The organism is Bradyrhizobium viridifuturi (assembly GCF_001238275.1).
Classification (GTDB): domain Bacteria; phylum Pseudomonadota; class Alphaproteobacteria; order Rhizobiales; family Xanthobacteraceae; genus Bradyrhizobium; species Bradyrhizobium viridifuturi.
This window is the reverse complement of the sequence record NZ_LGTB01000005.1, coordinates 100,547-119,501: the sequence shown is the minus strand read 5'-3', so window position 1 is coordinate 119,501 and position 18,955 is coordinate 100,547. Positions and strand designations below refer to the sequence as shown.

The following is an 18,955-nucleotide window of genomic DNA, read 5'->3' as shown; positions in this document are numbered from 1 at the left end:
TGGCACCCTATGGACCTGCTCGCTACAACCAGCGCCGTCGCGGTTTCGTCTTACGCGCTGCTCTCGACCATCTACAAAAGCGCGCAAGCGCTGTACGCGCAGCGGGAGAATACCCCATCGTCGACGATTTAGGACAATCTGCGCTGGCTCTGCCAAGTGTGGATATTATCGTGCCTTGCTTCAACGAGAAGCCGGGCACGCTCGCCCAGTGTTTGGATTCGCTCGCCAGGCAAGACTACGAAGGAGAGCTGCGGGTCTATGTGGTCGACGATGGCTCGGCAAATCGCGACGTTGTGGGGCCTGTACATAAGATCTATGCCAACGATGCGCGCTTCAGCATCATCTTGCTTGCCAGGAATGTTGGCAAGCGCAAAGCGCAGATCGCCGCAATACGCGGCTCGTCCGGTGACTTGGTGCTTAACGTGGATTCGGACACGATACTGGCCGCTGACGTGGTCACCAAGCTTGCGGCGAAGATGCGGGACCCCGACATTGGTGCCGCAATGGGCCAGTTGGTAGCGAGCAATCGCAACGATACATGGCTGACCAGTCTGATCGACATGGAATACTGGTTGGCGTGCAACGAAGAGCGCGCGGCGCAAGCTCGCTTCGGTGCGGTCATGTGCTGCTGCGGTCCATGTGCGATGTATCGTCGCTCTGCGCTTGCCCTGCTGCTTGATCAGTACGAAACGCAATTCTTTCGCGGCAAGCCGAGTGATTTTGGCGAAGATCGCCATCTGACGATTCTCATGCTCAAGGCGGGATTTCGAACCGAGTATGTTCCGGACGCGATTGCGGCAACAGTTGTCCCTGACACTCTCGGGCCATACCTTCGTCAGCAGCTGCGCTGGGCGCGCAGCACCTTTCGCGATACGTTTCTCGCATTGCGTCTGCTGCCGGAACTCGATGGCTACCTCACATTGGACGTTGTCGGGCAGAATCTTGGCCCACTGCTACTCGCTCTTTCAGCACTGGCTGCGCTTGCCGAGCTCGCAGTCGGCGGGTCTGTACCTTGGTGGACGGGCCTGACCATCGCGGTGATGACGATGGTTCGGTGCAGTGTAGCTGCACTGCGGGCGGGGGAATTGCGGTTTCTCGGCTTCTCGCTCCACACACCGATCAACATCTTTCTTTTACTGCCGCTCAAAGCGTATGCCCTTTGTACATTGAGCAACAGCGATTGGCTGTCGCGCACGATCGTCAGCGAGCCGACTGAAGGAGATGAGCGGGCGGTTCTGCAGGCGCCGAACAGTGCAGCAGGTCCTGTGGCTACAGGGCTGGCTTCTGGCACAATTCCGAAGCCGGTGGTTCCTCACCGTCCATCGCGCTTGGCGGCGCCGGAGAGTATTTGCGGTCGGAAACAATCGAGCGGGTATAAGTAGGTCGATCGGGCATGACTGTGTACAAGAACCATCAATTACTGGAACGCGAGCTCGCTGGGGATGATCCATGGCATCTCGACAGCAGTGCGTTCGAGCAGGAACGGTACGCGCAAATACTCCGGATGTCGTCTTGCAATGGGGGTGTCGAGCATGCCCTCGAGGTCGGATGCGCAGCCGGGGCATTCACGGAAATGCTTGCACCGCGTTGCCAACGCCTAACGGTGGTCGATGTCATGCCGCAGGCGATCGAACGGGCGCGCCTGCGGACCGGGCATCGGTCACATATAAATTGGATAACGTGCAATATTCAGCAGTTTTCGACCACAGAGAAGTTCGATCTGATCGTCGTCGCCGAGGTTCTCTACTATCTCAATGACGTTTCCGAGATGCACGCGGCGGTCCGCAACCTGGTGAGCATGCTTGCCCCAGACGGCGCTCTGGTGTTCGGGTCCGCGCGTGATGCCACTTGTCGACACTGGGGTCATGCCGCTGGTGCCGAGACGGTGATCTCTCTCTTCAAGGAGAGCTTGTTGGAGGTGGAGCGTCTGCACTGCCAAACCACGTCGGTCAACGAAGACTGCTTGCTCGTCCTGTTCCGGAAGTCGGGGCAGTCGTTAAAACACTCGATTGTCTGTCATTAGATCAGGGGGTCCTATGCGCATCTGCGGCATCAAATTAACACATGACGGCGCAATTGCTCTCGTCGAGGACGGGCGGCTCGTCTTTTGCACCGAGCAGGAAAAGCGCGGTAACAACGCACGCTATCAATCCATCGACAACCTCGATGATGTCGTGCGTGTGTTGGCGGAGCATGGTCTTGATCCGCGAGACATTGATCAGTTCGTCATCGATGGCTGGGACGGAGAGATCGAGTCGCGGTTCCAGGTCCTTAGTGGGGCGGTGCCGATCACGCTGAAAGGGGGGCCATATGTCGAGCGTCATGCTGAGGGCCTTCTTGATTCCGTCGAAGGCTTTGGCCTGATCCTCGGCGACAAGGTTTTTCCTTATAAAAGTTACTCGCACGTCACGGGCCACGTTGCGTCAGCCTATAGCACCAGCCCCTTTGCCAGTACCGGAAAACCGGCGTTCTGTCTGGTATGGGACGGCTCCATTTTTCCCCGCCTTTACTATGTCGAACCTCGCGGCGCGCGGCTCGTGGGATCCCTGTTTCCCATGATTGGTCAGGCCTATGCTGCCGCCGGCCTTCACTTCGGGCCTTACAGGCAGCCGAGCCGCACCAGTTGGGATTTGGGCATCGCCGGCAAGCTGATGGCGTACATCGCTCTTGGCTCTGTCGACGAAGGCATTGTCGCAGTGTTTCAAGAACTCTACGAGAAGCGCTTTGCCGCGGACACGGAGCAGACTCGTCGCTACCGCGCAGACATCCACAATCCGGAGGCCTTACTTTCGGCCACGCACGGGTTTTTCGAGGCAAGCGCATTGCGCCTTACGGGCAAACGAGCGGAGGACATCCTTGCCTCGTTCCATATGTTCCTGGAACGTCTTCTGGTTCGGGAAATCGCGATGGTTATGTTGCAGCACTCCTCTCTTCCGGGCGCGCGAAATCTATGTGTGGCAGGAGGGTGCGGTCTCAACATCAAGTGGAATAGTGCGCTTCGCGCGACGGGCCTGTTCGATGAGGTGTGGGTACCGCCTTTCCCGAATGACAGCGGCTCGGCAATAGGTGCTGCTTGCGCGGCGATGGCGGCGCGAAATGGGTTTGGACCGTTGGAATGGTCTGTTTACAGCGGTCCGGCTCTGCAGGCCACCGAGGGGGTGTCGGAATGGGAGGCCGAGCCGTGCAGTCTGCGTGAGCTTGCCGCCATTCTCGCCGACAACAAGCCGGTAGTGTTCCTGTCCGGGCGCGCCGAGCTGGGACCGCGAGCGTTGGGCGGCAGAAGTATTCTGGCGGCTCCGACGTCACTGGCTATGAAGGATCATCTCAACGACATCAAGTGTCGTGAGCACTTCCGACCGGTGGCGCCGATCTGCTTGGAGGATCGCGCGCCAGACATATTCGACCCAGGTATGCCGGACCCCTACATGCTGTTCGATCATCAGACCAGGGCGGAATGGTGCGACAAGATTCCCGCTGTCATCCATCTGGACGGTTCGGCACGACTGCAGACAATCTCCCGCAGCTCTCCACACAAAGTCGCTGAGCTTCTCGTCGAATTCGAGCGCCTTACGGGGCTCCCGTTGCTCTGCAACACGAGCGCGAACTTGAACGGGCGTGGATTCTTTCCGGATGCCGCGGCGGCCTGTCAATGGGGGCGCGTTGAGCATGTGTGGTGTGACGGCCAGCTTTGGACTAAGCCGGTCATGAGGAAGCAACCGCCGGCCAAACATCTCCAATCGGCCTAAGATGAGCATGTCCACGGTAGCAATCGACCTTGCCGGCGTCAGAAAGTCATTTGGCGGCAGAACTATCGTCGATGAACTGTCGTTCTCGGTTGCCCGGGGAGAGTGTTTTGGTCTGCTCGGGCCAAATGGAGCCGGCAAGAGCACGATCGCCCGTATGCTCCTTGGCATGATCTCGCCGGACGCAGGCAAGATCATGGTACTCAATGAACCTGTACCGGCGCGCGCTCGTGTCGCACGCATGCGGATCGGTGTCGTACCGCAGTTCGACAACCTTGAGCTTGAGTTTACCGTACGCGAGAATCTGCTGGTGTTTGGTCGCTATTTTGGCATGAGCGCCCGCAAGATCGAGGCCGTCCTACCGTCGCTGCTCGAGTTCGCGCGGCTCGAAACCAAGGCGGACGCACGGGTCTCAGAACTGTCGGGTGGCATGAAGCGGCGACTGACCTTGGCACGCGCGCTAATAAATGACCCGCATCTGCTCGTGATGGACGAGCCGACGACCGGTTTGGATCCGCACGCCCGCCACCTGATCTGGGAGCGTCTGCGAGTTCTACTGGCGCGGGGCAAGACGATTCTCTTGACCACTCACTTTATGGAAGAGGCCGAACGCCTGTGCGATCGGCTGTGTGTCCTCGAGGGTGGACGCAAGATCGCCGAAGGCAAGCCAGATGTGCTAATCGACGAGCATATTGGCTGCAACGTGGTCGAAATCTATGGAGGTGATCCACATCAGCTCCGCGAGCTGATCAGGCCCCATGCGCGGCACATCGAAGTGAGTGGAGAGACGCTCTTCTGTTATGCGCCATATCCGGAGCAGGTCCGCGTGCAACTGCGGGGGCAAGCGGGACTTCGTGTTCTGCAGCGACCTCCAAATCTCGAAGACGTGTTTTTGCGGTTGACCGGGCGCGAGATGGAGAAGTGAGTGATGGGTGAAAGTTATGCGGCGGTGATGCCCACTAACGCGTACAACTGGATCGCGGTATGGCGTCGTAACTTCCTAGCATGGAAGAAAGTGGCGCTTGCATCGATTCTCGGCAACCTCGCGGATCCCTTGACCAATCTGTTTGGCCTCGGCTTTGGCCTTGGGCTGATCGTGGGGCGCGTTGAGGGGACGTCGTACATCGCGTTCCTGGCGGCAGGCATGGTCGCGACCAGTGCCATGACGTCCGCGACCTTTGAAACCATGTATGCAGCCTTTGCACGCATGGACGCCAAGCGTACCTGGGAAGCAATCCTCTCCACTGAGCTCACGCTTGGCGATATCGTTTTGGGTGAACTGGTGTGGGCGGCCAGTAAGTCCGTTCTGGCCGGAACAGCGATCGGGATCGTCGCGGTCACGCTAGGTTATGCATCATGGCTATCCATTCTATATGCGATGCCAACAATCGCCCTTACTGGCCTTGTCTTCGCCAGCCTGGCCATGGTCGTCATATCTCTTGCGCCAAGTTACGATTACTTCGTGTTTTACCAAACACTTGTTCTTAGTCCTATGGTGTTCTTGTGTGGCGTGGTCTTTCCGACGAGCCAACTGCCCGGCTCATTTCAGCATTTCGTCGGCTTGTTACCTCTCGCACATTCGGTCGACCTTATTCGCCCAGCGATGCTTGAACGCGGTGTCGACGGTGCTGTCCTGCATGTCGCTGCGCTTTGCGTTTACACGGTCTTTTCCTTTTTTGCGTCGATAGCAGTATTTCGGCGCCGTCTGCTGCGTTGACGTGAGTTCAGCGAGAATGGAGAAAGTCACAGTCAGATGCGTCGTGCGGTAGCTCGGAATGACTTGGTCTATCGCAGCGGTCGCTACAATGGATTTGAGAGGCCGCGATCGAGCAAGGTCTCTGGCCGTTTGTTTAGTCGATCGGTGCCGACGGCTGCACCGCTACATTCTGACCGCCTGTCGCGAAGCGCCAAGACGGATTTGCAAATTTGTATGGTGTTGTCTGGCTCGCGAGCCCGACGGAGCGTGACCGCACAGATTGGATAGGTGGAACGCAGTTGTCGTTCCGCCATGATCAAATGGAGAGCTGGATGTTGTGCCTAGGAATAAGTGGTGGTCTTGACAGAATCTATGAAAGCTCGCCGGAGCTGCCGGGTACATTTCTTCACGATGGTGCTGCGGTTCTTGTGCAGGATGGCCGCGTGATTGCTGCCGTCGAAGAGGAGCGGCTCAACCGCGTCAAGCACTCCAACAAGTTGCCGAGTAACTCCATCCGATACTGCCTTTCTACCGCAGGAGTTGAGCTCGGCGAGATTGACCGTATCGCGTTCTACGCGACTGAAGCCTACTGCAATACAATGCTCGAGCGTCTTTCTGTTTCCAAGCCCGTGCCGCTGGACGCCAAACTGTTGATGCGCCAGCTGCTGGCACGGGAGTTCGACGCCGATATCGATCCGACGCGGCTTTCCTTCGTAAATCACCACGAAGCCCATGCCGTGAGCGCGTTTGCCATGTCGGGGTTCGAACAAAGTCTCATTTTCGCGGTCGACGGTAGTGGCGATTTCCTCTCCGGCTTATTGGCGGTGGGGTCTGGCATCGAAATTGCGCAGCTTGCAAGCTTCCCGGAACGTAACTCCCTGGGGCTGTTCTATCTCGAGACAATCCGATATCTCGGCTACGGGTTGTTCGACGAGTACAAAGTGATGGGGCTTGCCCCGTATGGCGATCCCGCTCCCTATCGCGAACTCTTCGCGCAGTTCTACGAGTTGTTGGACAAGGGTGGCTATCGCGTTCACCTGGATCGTATCGCGCCGGCCCTGGTCCGCCACATCGAGGTTCGGCGAAAAGGAATGCCATTCACCCAACAACATCGAGATGTCAGCGCTTCGCTGCAGGAGGCGCTGGAGCGGATCGTGTTTCACATCCTGCGGCACCATCGTGAAGCGACAGGCATAGCACGCTTGTGCCTGGCTGGAGGGGTAGCCCATAATTGCACGCTGAACGGTAAACTGCTTTATTCCGGGCTGTTTGACGACATCTTTGTTCAACCTGCGGCGCACGACGCCGGTTGCGCGCTCGGCGCTGCATTGATCGTGTCAAATGAGCTGGGCAGGCCGGCGCCGCGCGAGCGACTGCCGGACGTCTATTGGGGGCCCGATCTCGGCAATGAGCAAGCCGTGGAGCGTGAGCTCAACGCATGGTCAGGCCACCTCGACATTCAACGAAGTGATGACATAGCATCCAGTGCGGCAGACTGGATGGCAAATGGCGCTGTAATCGGCTGGGTTCAGGGCCGCTCTGAGTTCGGCCCACGTGCGCTTGGTAACCGCAGCATTCTTGCGGACCCGCGCCCAGCCGATAACAAGAGCCGAATTAACGAGATGGTCAAAAAGCGCGAGAGTTATCGTCCATTTGCGCCGTCTGTACTGGTTGAGCATGCGAGCGAGTTCTTCGAGCTTCCAAGCGGCACGAGGGAGCTGCCGTTCATGAACTTTGTGGTTCGCGTGCGTGAAGCCCAGCGCAGCGTGCTCGGTGCGATCACGCACGTTGACGGGACCGCTCGTCTGCAAACGGTGTCGCGCGAGACGAACCCTGCTTATTGGGATTTGATCAACGAGTTCAAAAAGCGAACTGGAATACCGATTCTTCTAAACACGTCGTTTAACAACAATGCCGAGCCCATCGTTGATTCGGTGTCAGACGCGATTGTTGCGTTCTTGACGACCGATTTGGACGGACTTGTGGTCGGGCCGTTCTTGGTCAAGAAGCGGACGGCAACATTGCAGGATTGGAGCGCATTAGGCGTTTCATTGCCACCCTACGCATCGCTTCATCGTGTCCGCTCGCACGTAGCGGTAGATCGTCAGGAGACGGTCTGCGAGATCCGCACGGGACATTCCGCCCACGATAGTATGCGCATCTCGCATGAGCTGTTCGAGATGTTGATGCGGATCGAGGGCGAGGCGTCGCTCGGCTGGCTGCTCGACGCAACCATGCTGGGCCAGGCCAAGCGTGAAGATCTCGTGAAGGAATTGCGGCTCGTGTGGGAGCGGCGAGGCATTCGTCTGCTTCCGCCGCGCGCGGCCCGGGACCGCAATAAAGTGTAAAGCAAAACATAGCCGTAACTCATGAGCATGGCCATGCCTATGCCTGCATGTGAGAAGGCAGGCCGTCCGACGCACGGAGCGGGCATCGGGCATTTGGCTGAAATCGGCACGTCGCTGCAACACCGCTCAAGAAAAGACGGAACGTGTTGCGAGATATCGGCGCATCACGGATAGCACTGATATGAAGTTCTACCGACGCAGCTCGCCGCCACCGCAATTTCAGACCGCGACATCGGACGAGATGATACATGAGATGTCTGCAATGGCGTCTTTCGTCCAACCAGGAGCCCGGGAGGAGGCCATGCAGAGCGGTTCGAAGAATGATAGGTTCGTAGTGTCCCGACGACGTACGGGATTCGGCGACTGCCTGTGGTCGCTGGCGGCTGCTTGGCGTTTTGCACAGCGGACCGGGCGTAACCTGGTCATCGATTGGCGGGGGTCTTGTTATCTCGACCAACCCTTCGTCAATGCCTTTCCAGTGTTCTTTGAACCAGTTCAGGACATTGCCGGCGTACGGGTGATTTGCGACGACCAGATCAATCAGCGCTCGTTGCCAGGACCATTCTTCCCGAGTTGGTGGAATAAGCCATCGATCGACTGCGTCTATCGGCCGGACGAGCAAATTTTCCGAGAGCGCGACGAACTCGATCAACTATTTCAAGGCCAGCAAGACAGCGATGCGAACACTGTCGTTTGTGACGCCTGCCTGATGTGGCGCTGCGATCAAGAAGCAGAACGGGAAATCTTTCGGAGCATCAAACCACGCCCTGAGAGTCAGGCCCGGATTGATGCCATTTATCGCGAGCACTTTGAGCCATACAGTATGATCGGCATTCATGTTCGACACGGCAACGGCGAGGACATTATGGGGCATGCTCCCTATTGGACCGATCCGGAGCGCGCCCTGCGACAGGTCTGTAATGCCATCGAAAGGGCCAAGGCGTTGCCGCACACAAAACCAGTGAGGGCGTTCCTGTGCACGGACAGCGCGCGCGTCCTTGAGCAGGTTTCGGCAATATTTCCCGATGTTTTCACGATTCCCAAGCGCTTCAAGCCCCCTCAGGCCGGACCGTTGCACAGCGGGGCGCTCGGAGTCGAGGGCGGGTTTGCCGCCCTTACCGAAATGTATCTCCTTGCGCGGTGCGACACTGCAATTCGTTTTCCTCCGACAAGCGCTTTCACACGCTATGCACGCCTGTGTGCGCCACGCGTCATAGAGTTCGACCTAAACGATCCGAGCCGACTAATCTTGATTGAAGAAGCTTCCCAAGAGGTCGTGAGGACATGAACGTCGAGCTTACCATCACTGATTTGATGGCCGCTCTTTGCATCAAAAAGTGCTATCACGTGTCTTCCCGGCGTAGAATCGTTGGCGAAGTGGCCGCTGGCAGCGAGGTTATCCTGGAGGACGTTAACCCTCGGAAGTGCGAAGCCCGACGTCGATCAACAATTGCCTCGCCGCGCTAAAAAGGTGCGCGCCTATCTCCGTCTTCGCCTCGCGCGAACCTTGGGAATTTGGTTGGTCCTGACGTCGGGCAAGGACAAGGCTGCACTCTCATATCACCGCGGCCGACGTTAGACGGGATGGTATGCATTGATGCTTGCTCCTTGGGAGGTCGAGCAGCGCCTTGCACTGAAAAATGAGCCAACAGTGCCTCCTTTGCAGAACCTCGAAGGCGCGGGTGCGACAGTCTGATGCCAGGAGCTTTCCGCCGTTAGCAGCTGAAGTGTAGGACGTACAAGGTGCTGGACCCGCTGAGCGCGCATCTTCGTCTTCCGCTGTCGCCGCAGCGATCTTGTGAAGGTGTCTGGCACGCCTGGCAGGGAGTATACTTATTCACCAAAAGGCTAGGGAGAAGAAAGAATCATCGGGACATCGGTCGCGGGTGATCCGGAAACGATCTCTCCGGCGTAGCTGGACTATCTGTTGGCCAGGATCGATTGGCGCAACAGTCCTCAAGGCCGTCTGCCGCTCGCTCGCCCAACTGACGCAGGCGCGACCGGGGACCCGTTCAAACAATCAGCGAACCGGTTCACGATACGCGAAAGGAATTCGCGGCGATATGCGACCGTCAAACGGGCCTGTGCGTGACAGGTCGGGCAGCTGTAGGGAAATCGGACGTGCCAGGATGATAACGTCAGTTTCGGATCGCTGAACGGCGCGGCTTAACAGGCCTGATCCTACCGACCGATCGTTGCTCCGCGACAAATGCTGCCCAGCTGTCGCTTTCGCGGATTGCGCAAACAGAAAAGGGCGCGCCGCTTCCAGGCCCGTATTCATTTAGGCGAGCGCGCGGTTCCGACGTTTTTGTTGCTAACATGCCATTGTTGTCGCAAAGCGAATGCGCCGTTGCGAACCTGCCAAGCGTTCTGCGACACCAGGCCGCAAAGCCGGAGCGGCGTTGCCTCGGTTATGGTGGCTCAATTCCTGCTTGGAGTGCGCGAGCACGCAACAGGAGAGGAGGTGGGCGTGGCTCTCGATTTGCCAAATGACGATCCGATCCCGAGCCCGCTGCTGGCGATGCACTCGACTTGTCCGTTTCATGCCGATAAAGCCGGCGCGCATCGAGGAGAAGGGAAGACGATGCTTCTAACTGGCGCATCGCGCGGAATTGGTCACGCTACTGCCAAGCTGTTTTCAGAAGCCGGCTGGCGTATCATTTCTTGCGCGCGCCAGCCGTTTGACGGCGAGCGCTGCCCGTGGGAATCAGGGAACGAGGATCATGTCCAGATCGACCTCAGCGACCATCGAATGCTGCCGAGCGCGGTGAGCGAGGTGAAAAAACGTTTGAGCGGCGGAGTGTTGCACGCCCTGGTGAATAATGCCGGGATTTCGCCGAAAACACCTAATGGTGACCGGCTAACGTCCTTGACGACGTCCACCGAGACTTGGATGAGGGTCTTCCATCTCAATCTCGTGGCTCCGATCCTGCTGGCGCAGGGTTTGTTTGACGACCTGAAAGCTGGGTCAGGATCGATCGTCAATGTGACTTCGATCGCCGGATCGAAGGTGCATCCGTTTGCTGGAAGTGCCTATGCGACGTCGAAGGCGGCGCTTGCAAGTCTCACACGCGAAATGGCACATGATTACGCGCCGCACGGCATTCGTGTGAATGCGATCGCTCCCGGCGAAATCGGGACGGACATGTTGTCGCCCGAAACCGAGGCGCGTCTTGTGCCCACTATCCCGCTGCGCAGAGTGGGAACGCCCGATGAGGTGGCCAAGGTCATCTTCTTCCTGTGCTCAGATGCTGCGAGCTACGTCACGGGAGCCGAGCTGCCGATCAACGGTGGGCAACATCTGTGATCGGCCTCGCCTTGCGAGGCAGCTGACTTGAGCTGCAGCAGTGGAACCTACGTTCTACGCTGACGTCGGGCATCCATTCCGCAAAAGAAACGCACTGAAAGTTTATCGTCGTGCCACGAAAAGCTGTTACGCTTCTACGGCGTCTCGTCAACACTTGGCCCTAGATCGAGAATGTCATGCCTAACGAAGCTCGCAAACCAGAACAAGTCGCCAGGGCGGATGACCAAAACAACGGAGACCGCCTCATGCTGCATATCGCTTCCGCACGCGAAAGACCTGCCTCAGAGGTGGAGCCGCAACGCGAGCTCTCCGTCGAGCCATTGCGCGAGAGCGCACTGACCGGCATCTTCGAAATATCGAAGATACTGACCGCTCCTTGCCGGCTTGAAGTCACCTTGGCCAACGTTCTCGAGCTTCTGCAATCGTTTGTGCAGATGCGACACGGCATCGTCTCACTGTTCGACGATGACGGGATGCCAGACATCACCGTGGGCGACGGCTGGAGCGAAGGCAGCGACGAACGGTACCGGATGCGCTTGCCCCGAAAGGCGATCAATCAAATCGTCGTGGAGGACCGGCCTCTTGTCGCCGAGGATGTGGCAGCCGAGCCGGCATTCAGCGCTGCCGACCTCGAGGTGCTGGGTGCCTCGGATAATACACCCGTCTCGTTCATCGGAGTGCCAATTCGCATCGACCCCAAGGTCGTGGGTACGCTGACAGTCGACCGTATCCGCGACGAAAGGTCGAGTCTGCGGCTCGATCACGACACACGGCTGCTTGCCATGATCGCCAATCTGGTGGGACAGACAGTGAAGCTGCACCGCTTGTTCGCCTGCGACCGCGAACGGCTGATGGTGGAGAAGGACCGGCTACAAAAGCAATTGTTTGAGCTTAGGCAACCTGCACGGGATCGTAAGAAGGTCCAAGTTCATGGCATTATTGGCGACAGCCCGGCGCTCCGTGGGCTTCTCGATAAGATCGCGATCGTAGCCAAATCGAACAGCACGGTTCTACTGCGCGGTGAATCCGGGACCGGAAAGGAACTGGTAGCCAAAGCCATTCACGAGTCGTCATCTCGAGCCAAGCGGCCCTTCGTCAAACTGAATTGCGCGGCGCTGCCTGAGACGGTCCTGGAGTCCGAATTGTTTGGCCATGAAAAAGGTGCCTTCACCGGCGCATTCAGCTCGCGCAAGGGGCGCTTCGAGCTTGCTGACAAAGGGACACTATTTCTAGACGAGATCGGCGAGATTTCGGCGCCGTTCCAGGCGAAATTGCTGCGAGTTCTGCAAGAGCAGGAGTTCGAGCGCGTCGGCAGCAACCAGACCATCAAGGTCGATGTTCGTGTCATAGCAGCGACCAACAGGAACCTGGAAGAGGCCGTAGCAAAGAGCGAGTTTCGCGCAGACCTTTACTATCGGATCAGCGTCGTTCCTTTGCTCCTGCCGCCGCTGCGTGAGCGGCGCAGTGATATTCCGCTGCTGGCCAACGAGTTTCTCAGGAACTTCAATAACGAGAACGGGCGTACGCTCACCTTGGATGCGAGCGCGATCGATGTGCTGATGAATTGCGGCTTTCCCGGAAATGTCCGAGAGCTCGAAAACTGCATTCAGCGTACGGCGACGCTGTCCGCCGGGCCAGCGATCGTGAGAAATGATTTCGCTTGTTGCCACGGCCAATGTCTTTCCGCCATGCTGTGGAAAAGTACATCGGAGGAGATGATCATGCCGGCGGTCCCGAGCACGCCGGTACTGGCTAAGTCGATCACTCCGCTACCTGAAGCGACCGCGCCGGCTCCGCCAGGCGGCAGCGAGTTGGCCTCGCTGGCTGCTCCTCCCGGCACGGTCCTCGTAAGTGGCGCGAAGATCGCCGATCGCGAGCGAGTCATTGCAGCCATGGAAAAATCTGGATGGGTGCAGGCAAAAGCAGCGCGCTTGCTGGGGCTAACGCCGCGTCAGATTGGTTACGCGTTGAGGAAATACGGGATCGAGATCAAGCGGTTTTGAGCGCAAGGACCTTGGCGTCACTTACCTGACGTGCCCGGCGGCGGCACGGCGCTGTCGCGGGCTTCGACGCATGTCGGTATTCGTCCCTCACAAAACCGGGTCAGGTCGCTCGATCGGCTCCGTCCAGGCCTTTGTGATGGCGAGCACAGTCCAAGGAGAGTCGTTGTGGTACGAGACTTGCTGTTCTCTTCGTAGTGCCGTAACTTCTGGAGCAACTCCGTGCACAATGTCGTCTGCATCAAACAGGTTCCCGACTCTGCACAGATTCGCGTGCACCCCGTTACCAATACGATCATGCGTCAGGGTGTGCCGACCATCATCAACCCATATGACCTCTTTGCGTTTGAGGCCGCGCTGGAACTGCGCGATCGGTTTGGCGGCGAAATAACCGTGCTTACAATGGGCCCGCCGTCGGCGGAAGACTCTTTGAGGAAGGCGCTGACCTATGGTGCCGATCGCGCCGTACTGCTCACTGATCGATGCTTTGCGGGCTCCGACACCCTTGCCACGACGTATGCACTGGCAACAGCCATCCGAAAGATCGGTAAGGAATATGGCCCGGTAAACCTCATCTTCACAGGCAAGCAGACCATCGACGGCGATACCGCGCAGGTTGGGCCCGGCATCGCAAAGCGCCTGGGCGTGCTGCAGCTTACCTACGTCGCCAAGGTCAGATCCCTGGATCTCGCCGCACACACAATCGAAGCCGAACGACGTTCCGAAGGTGGTGTCCAGGTCCTGCACACGAGGCTGCCCTGTCTCATCACCATGCTGGAGGCGACAAACCAGATTCGGCGCGGCGCGATGGCGGATGCCTTACGTGCCGCACGGGCGCCGATCGTGAAATGGAGCGCGCACGACGCAGGCGTTGAGGACATCTCCAAATGCGGTCTCAAGGGCTCACCGACCGTCGTCAAGCGAGTGTTCGCCCCCTCTGCACGCGCTGAGAAGGCGGCCTTGGTTGAGGCCACCGAGCAACCCGCGCAGGCACTGATAGACGCTATTTTCAAGCATCAACCCAAGCTCGAAGCCGAACTTGCGGTATCAGCCCGTGATGGTTGATCTGGATAGAAGGTCGGTCAGACCAAAACACAAGTCCAGCTTCGAGACCGCGGTGACGACGAGGCGAAACCTGTCTGTATCCGGGAGCACCATGCTAGGGCGATGCCGTTTGCACGCCCAAGGTGCTGTCATTTGGTTCAAGGTGTGAACGGTCCGCGGTTCTCGACGGTTTGGCGGTGCCCCGATAGATGGTCAGTGCCGCGATGATGCCGAGCGTGGCTGAAAACATCAGCCAATACGCCGGTGAAGCCTTGTCGTTGGTCCGCTCAATGAGCCAGGTCGAGGCCAACGGCGTAAAGGTCCCAAACAAGGCGGCAGCGAGTGCGAAGGCCAGGGAAAAGCAAGTTGTGCGAACATGCGCGGGCACGATCTCAACGAGCGCGCCCAACATAGTTCCGCTGTAGGTGCCAAAATAGAACGAGAACATCATCGCGACCGCCAACATCTTGCCGAAGGTGGGAGCGCTTACCAGCCAGTTCAAGGCCGGATACGCGCTCATCAATGCAAGGCCGGCAATGGCGAGCAGAACTGGCTTTCGGCCGATACGGTCGGAGACGGCGCCGCCAATTGGATTCCAGATGAAATTGGTCATGGCGACCAGGAGCGTCACCAGGAGAGCATCCTGAGCGGACAGCTTCAAGACCGTCTTGCCGAAAGTGGGCGTGTAAACGGTGACGAAATAGAAGGTCGTCGTGCTCAGGATCGCCATCATCATTCCGAGAACGACTATGCGCCAGCCGACCAGCGCCGAGGCAAAGATCTCGCGGGCTTTCGGATGCTTCTTCATCGCCAGAAATTCCGGCGTTTCCTCCAGTGTTCGACGAAGAACGAAGATAAGCGGAATGATAAGGCAGCCGAGAAAGAACGGAATGCGCCATCCCCAGGAGGCTACGGTTTCGGCCGGCATCGACTCGTTCAGCAGGTAGCCCACGCTCGCCGCGACGAAGATCGCGACCTGCTGGCTAGACGATTGAAAGGATGTATAGAAGCCGCGATTGCCTGGGGTTGCGATCTCCGCCAGGTAGACTGAAACGCCGCCGACCTCGACGCCGGCGGAAAAACCCTGCAGCAGCCGTCCAGCCAGAACGATAATCGGGGCTGCAATGCCAATGGTCGCGTAACTGGGACAGAAAGCGATAATGACAGTGCCGATCGCCATGATCGATAGTGTGATGATCAGGCCTTTTCGACGGCCGATCTGATCGATATAGGCGCCGAGGACGATTGCGCCTACTGGACGCATTAAGGCACCCAACCAGAACACGCCGAAAGTGTTGACCAACGAGGCTGTTTCACTTTCGGATGGGAAGAAGGCTCGTCCGATAGCGCTGGCGTAAAAGCCAAACAGGAAAAAGTCGAATTGCTCGAGGAAATTGCCGCTGGTTGCACGCAGGATCGCATTGACGCGCGATTTAACTGTCCCGTGCTGACTAAGTGTCTGTGACAAGCGAGTTTCCTTCCCGTCAAAAATGGCCGGTTCGGAAAACCTCACGCCAGCCCAATTGCATCAGGCCGTGACTTTGTCATTGGTGACATTACCGACCGAGCGGAAGGCGCCTGATCTTTTCGGCGTATTTTCGGCGATAATTAGATTAGTGCACATATTTCAACGCCAGTTCGCGGAGCACCAGCAGATCTCAACGCCAATTGCCGCAAGCTCACTTCACTTCAAACAAGAATTGACGAATACCTGAGGCGACTCGTTTGCCGGCTCACGGCAGCTATGAGGCTTATTCGGGGGAATCTGGCGGTCAAGGACGTATGCCCCTCGTGGGCAGAGGCTGGCACTTATTCGCTGCTCGATTTCCGACAGCCATGCAACCCGTGTCAGACTCAAGACACCTGTCCTGACGAGCCGGCATGAACGATTTACCAAACTATTTCGAAACTTATGGCCCGAAACCAGGGTTGGCACGGCGATTGCTGGAAACGTGCAAGACCACAGGAGCGGACGAGTGCAGGCGGAACGGGTAAGAGCAGCGGCGGTGGTTTCTCAGACGCTCGTGGGGGCGAGCTGCCGACATCTCGCGCAGATCGCGGCGGAAGCTCCTAAGCGCGCGGTAGACACGCCTCCATCTAGCAGCGCTGTCCCAAGCGCGTAGACAGTCAAAAATGAGCAATGAGCAGAAACCGCAGGGATTCGATGCATCTTGCGACCGACGTCAAGCGAGGCTCGATCGCGCAAACAGAGCCCGCTCCTGTGACGCAAAATCCCGATGCTTTTGGGCGGGCCGATAACTCACCATGAATCTGCGCGTGATGCCTGGAGGCGCCAGCCATGCGCGGAATTGGGCTGATCTGGATCGTAATCCGACAGAATTATAGCCGCTTCAATCAATGGGCGTGCTCCAAGTGTGAACAGGATTGGGCTCAAGACGCCCGGCTAAGGGGGCCGCGAGGATGCAAAGAGTAGAGTTCGCCTCGGAGGCGACGGCGATCATGAGCGCCATCGCGCCAACCAGCTCCTCTGTCTCGACTGGCCAATAGCTGGTCCCGACGAGAATTCGCTTCTTCAGGGCTCGTTCTCCCCTCATGGCTATCGTCCAAATGACGTCTTCTCAAGCTTCTCGATTTTCACCGGATCAGCCTCCGCAGAGTTTTTGCGCGCATTTGACTGAGCGTGCGCGAGCTCTGTTTGGCGCGCATCCCTTTGCTGAGGAGCTGTCCGAAGAGCAGGTTGGTAGCCTGCTGCCTGAATACCTGGCGATGTCACAGGCGTTTCCCCACCTGCAGGCAGGGTCGCAAAAAGATCTCATATTCGATGCAATGCATCATAATCGGGATCTTCCCAGGGATATTGAACTGACCAGCGTCGTCGCAAATTTCATTTGTTGGGATGAGACGGGCGGCTATGGCCGAGTTCTCCAGGGTGGAAAGGCGGCGCTACCCGATATTCTGCTGACCGAAAATTTTCACTCAAATCTGTTTAGAAGGGATGCATCGCGACTGCTCGGCAGAGCAATACGTCCCGACTATAGCGCCACGACAAACCGGTACCTGCATTCTCTCTATGATGGGTTGTCAGCGAAAGACCCCGTGGTGCGTTGCGCCTACATGGTCGCCTTTGAGTTGCATGCTGCGGACATGATCCAGGCGCTGTGGACCACTACGGTCAAAACCTTTGATGCGAGCCCCGACGATCTTGAGTACTTCCGGAGCCACGTCGGTGGAAAAGATCCAGCCGAGCGGTATCATGGAGAAATGACAAGCCGCCTCATTGGCGAACTTGTTCCGGCTGCTCGCAACGGTTTCTTTTTGGACGAGTTCGATCGAGCCTATCGACTGAACTTGCAGTGGTGCCACGATCTGCTCCGGATTGTCTCACTTGAACAAAACGACCGATCTGAAATCGAACACCGTGGCCATTGTCATTGTGGCTCTGTCAAATTCCGTGTCCGGGCGCCGCGGCAGCTCTCTGCAGTTCGATGCAATTGCTCGATCTGCCAGATGTCTGGATTTATGCACTTGTTGGTGCCTGGCGATAGGCTCACGATTGAATGTGGCGAAGAGTTCCTCATCACTTACCAGTTCAACAAGAACATCGCCCGGCACACGTTTTGTCGGGTTGGCGGGGTCAAGCCATTCTATCGGCCGCGGTCGAACCCAGCCGGATTCAGCATCAATGTTCGATGCCTGGATAAAACAACGATCGAAAGCATCAGAATTGACGAGTTCGATGGCGAGCATTGGGAACAAGCATTCGGCTCGATGCAACCAGGACCCAAACTCTGCACCGAAGAACAAACCCCGGAGTGAAGCCAATGGCGCGTTCAGCAAATGACAAAAAGGGCCTACTTTCGGAAGAGGCTCTCACGAAATTCCGCGTAGAGCTCTTGGTGAAGGGTACGATCGTGATCGGCTCCCAGACGTTATTTACACAGGATGAACTGGCGAGGATCAATCAGCTGCAGGCTGAGATTCCCGAAGAAGAGGTGCGGTTGGGAGATGCTGGCGACTCGCACAACGTCTTTGTCAAGCGCGTGAGGGTGGATCCGCCCGGCCGTAGTCCCAGCAATGTGGATGGCGCAGCGCCGAGGCAAATCATCGATCTGCTTGAAAGGAAAGAGCGCGGATTCGCGTTAAAAACGATCCTGGGAGCATCGTCAGATACGTGATTCGCAGATGCCAGTTGCATCGTATGCCTCCCGGTTCGTTTGTCGGCATCCATTTGGATGCCGAGAGCGATCCAGACTTTGAGTACTCCGTAATTGTGCAGCTCGCGCAAGAGTTTGAGGGTGGCGAATTCGTCGTATATCCGAGCGCGTACGAGCAGCAGGTATTTCGACCACCATTTGGAGCGGTGCTTGTCACAACATGTAGGCTGCGGCATGAGGTGAAGCCTGTATCCGCCGGGGAGCGACGGTCGCTGGTCTACTTCTGTTCGAAGCGCAGCGGCACAAACCGGCGCGTCATCGAAAGCTCTACCAGCGGCCATGAAGCAAGTTAGCTGCGAGTAAGTTGAGTGGCGCGGAGGTCTCACGCTGAGTTCGGCAGATCGCACCCATCTTGCAGAAGATCTGTCCTGCGAAGCGGTTTGTCGCTGCGGAACGCGCTGTTAAATCGGGATCCGCCGAAGACCGTCGGCGAGAGCCATTCGGAGGAATGACGTGGTGACCCGTCACGGTCCCGCAGCGAGCTCGCGCGCACAAAGGGGACGTCGGCCGTTTTAGGTTCCACCGGAACGAGGTGACGAAGACGTTGGTCAAAGTGGGAACCGGGCGCTTCGAGCAGTGAACACGTTTTTGCTGGGTCCATCTGTTTTGGAGGGCCAGTGCGGAGATGCGTTCGATGGGCGC

13 protein-coding genes and 1 pseudogene are annotated in these 18,955 nt (G+C 57.8%); 13 read left to right on the top strand and 1 reads right to left on the bottom strand.

Going from position 1 to position 18,955, the window contains the following annotated elements; all coding sequences use genetic code 11:
- The first annotated feature begins 9 nt into the window (after nt 1-9).
- The 10 genes and pseudogenes from nodC to ALC15_RS06725 all read left to right on the top strand — a co-directional run bounded on the left by nodC (nt 10) and on the right by ALC15_RS06725 (nt 14,159).
- A pseudogene (gene nodC, locus ALC15_RS06770) lies at nt 10-1,382 on the top strand (chitooligosaccharide synthase NodC).
- A gap of 11 nt (nt 1,383-1,393) precedes the next feature.
- On the top strand, nt 1,394-2,023 hold the full coding sequence (gene nodS / locus ALC15_RS06765) for a nodulation methyltransferase NodS (protein ID WP_050626581.1): 630 nt from the start codon (nt 1,394-1,396) through the stop codon (nt 2,021-2,023).
- A gap of 13 nt (nt 2,024-2,036) precedes the next feature.
- Complete coding sequence (gene nodU / locus ALC15_RS06760) at nt 2,037-3,746, top strand: nodulation protein NodU (RefSeq protein ID WP_050404913.1); 1,710 nt, start codon at nt 2,037-2,039, stop codon at nt 3,744-3,746.
- 1 nt (nt 3,747) lies between these two features.
- Nucleotides 3,748-4,668: a nodulation factor ABC transporter ATP-binding protein NodI gene (gene nodI, locus ALC15_RS06755; RefSeq protein WP_083992275.1), complete on the top strand. Its 921-nt coding sequence runs from the start codon at nt 3,748-3,750 to the stop codon at nt 4,666-4,668.
- Between the two features lie 3 nt (nt 4,669-4,671).
- Nucleotides 4,672-5,460: an ABC transporter permease gene (locus ALC15_RS06750; RefSeq protein ID WP_050404912.1), complete on the top strand. Its 789-nt coding sequence runs from the start codon at nt 4,672-4,674 to the stop codon at nt 5,458-5,460.
- 311 nt (nt 5,461-5,771) lie between these two features.
- Complete coding sequence (locus ALC15_RS06745; RefSeq protein WP_050626619.1) at nt 5,772-7,787, top strand: carbamoyltransferase family protein; 2,016 nt, start codon at nt 5,772-5,774, stop codon at nt 7,785-7,787.
- A gap of 181 nt (nt 7,788-7,968) precedes the next feature.
- Complete coding sequence (locus ALC15_RS06740) at nt 7,969-9,075, top strand: nodulation protein NodZ (RefSeq protein ID WP_083992274.1); 1,107 nt, start codon at nt 7,969-7,971, stop codon at nt 9,073-9,075.
- A 1,182-nt stretch (nt 9,076-10,257) separates the two neighbouring features.
- Nucleotides 10,258-11,094 (top strand): SDR family NAD(P)-dependent oxidoreductase, encoded by an 837-nt coding sequence (locus tag ALC15_RS06735; RefSeq protein WP_050404933.1) that lies wholly within the window; start codon nt 10,258-10,260, stop codon nt 11,092-11,094.
- 245 nt (nt 11,095-11,339) lie between these two features.
- Complete coding sequence (gene nifA, locus ALC15_RS06730; protein WP_244485961.1) at nt 11,340-13,097, top strand: nif-specific transcriptional activator NifA; 1,758 nt, start codon at nt 11,340-11,342, stop codon at nt 13,095-13,097.
- Between the two features lie 219 nt (nt 13,098-13,316).
- Complete coding sequence (locus ALC15_RS06725; RefSeq protein WP_050404911.1) at nt 13,317-14,159, top strand: electron transfer flavoprotein subunit beta/FixA family protein; 843 nt, start codon at nt 13,317-13,319, stop codon at nt 14,157-14,159.
- Between the two features lie 94 nt (nt 14,160-14,253).
- Here the strand turns inward: ALC15_RS06725 and tcuC are convergent, their stop codons facing one another.
- Nucleotides 14,254-15,606 (bottom strand): MFS transporter, encoded by a 1,353-nt coding sequence (gene tcuC, locus ALC15_RS06720; protein WP_050626579.1) that lies wholly within the window; start codon nt 15,604-15,606, stop codon nt 14,254-14,256.
- 1,085 nt (nt 15,607-16,691) lie between these two features.
- Between tcuC and ALC15_RS06710 the strand changes: the two genes are divergently transcribed.
- From ALC15_RS06710 to ALC15_RS45940, 3 genes are read left to right on the top strand one after another with little or no spacing between them, the layout of a single operon-like run.
- On the top strand, nt 16,692-17,915 hold the full coding sequence (locus ALC15_RS06710; RefSeq protein WP_244485960.1) for a GFA family protein: 1,224 nt from the start codon (nt 16,692-16,694) through the stop codon (nt 17,913-17,915).
- Between the two features lie 5 nt (nt 17,916-17,920).
- Nucleotides 17,921-18,274: a hypothetical protein gene (locus ALC15_RS45945; protein WP_244485959.1), complete on the top strand. Its 354-nt coding sequence runs from the start codon at nt 17,921-17,923 to the stop codon at nt 18,272-18,274.
- 23 nt (nt 18,275-18,297) lie between these two features.
- Nucleotides 18,298-18,606: a 2OG-Fe(II) oxygenase gene (locus ALC15_RS45940; RefSeq protein WP_244485974.1), complete on the top strand. Its 309-nt coding sequence runs from the start codon at nt 18,298-18,300 to the stop codon at nt 18,604-18,606.
- The last annotated feature ends 349 nt before the right edge of the window (nt 18,607-18,955 follow it).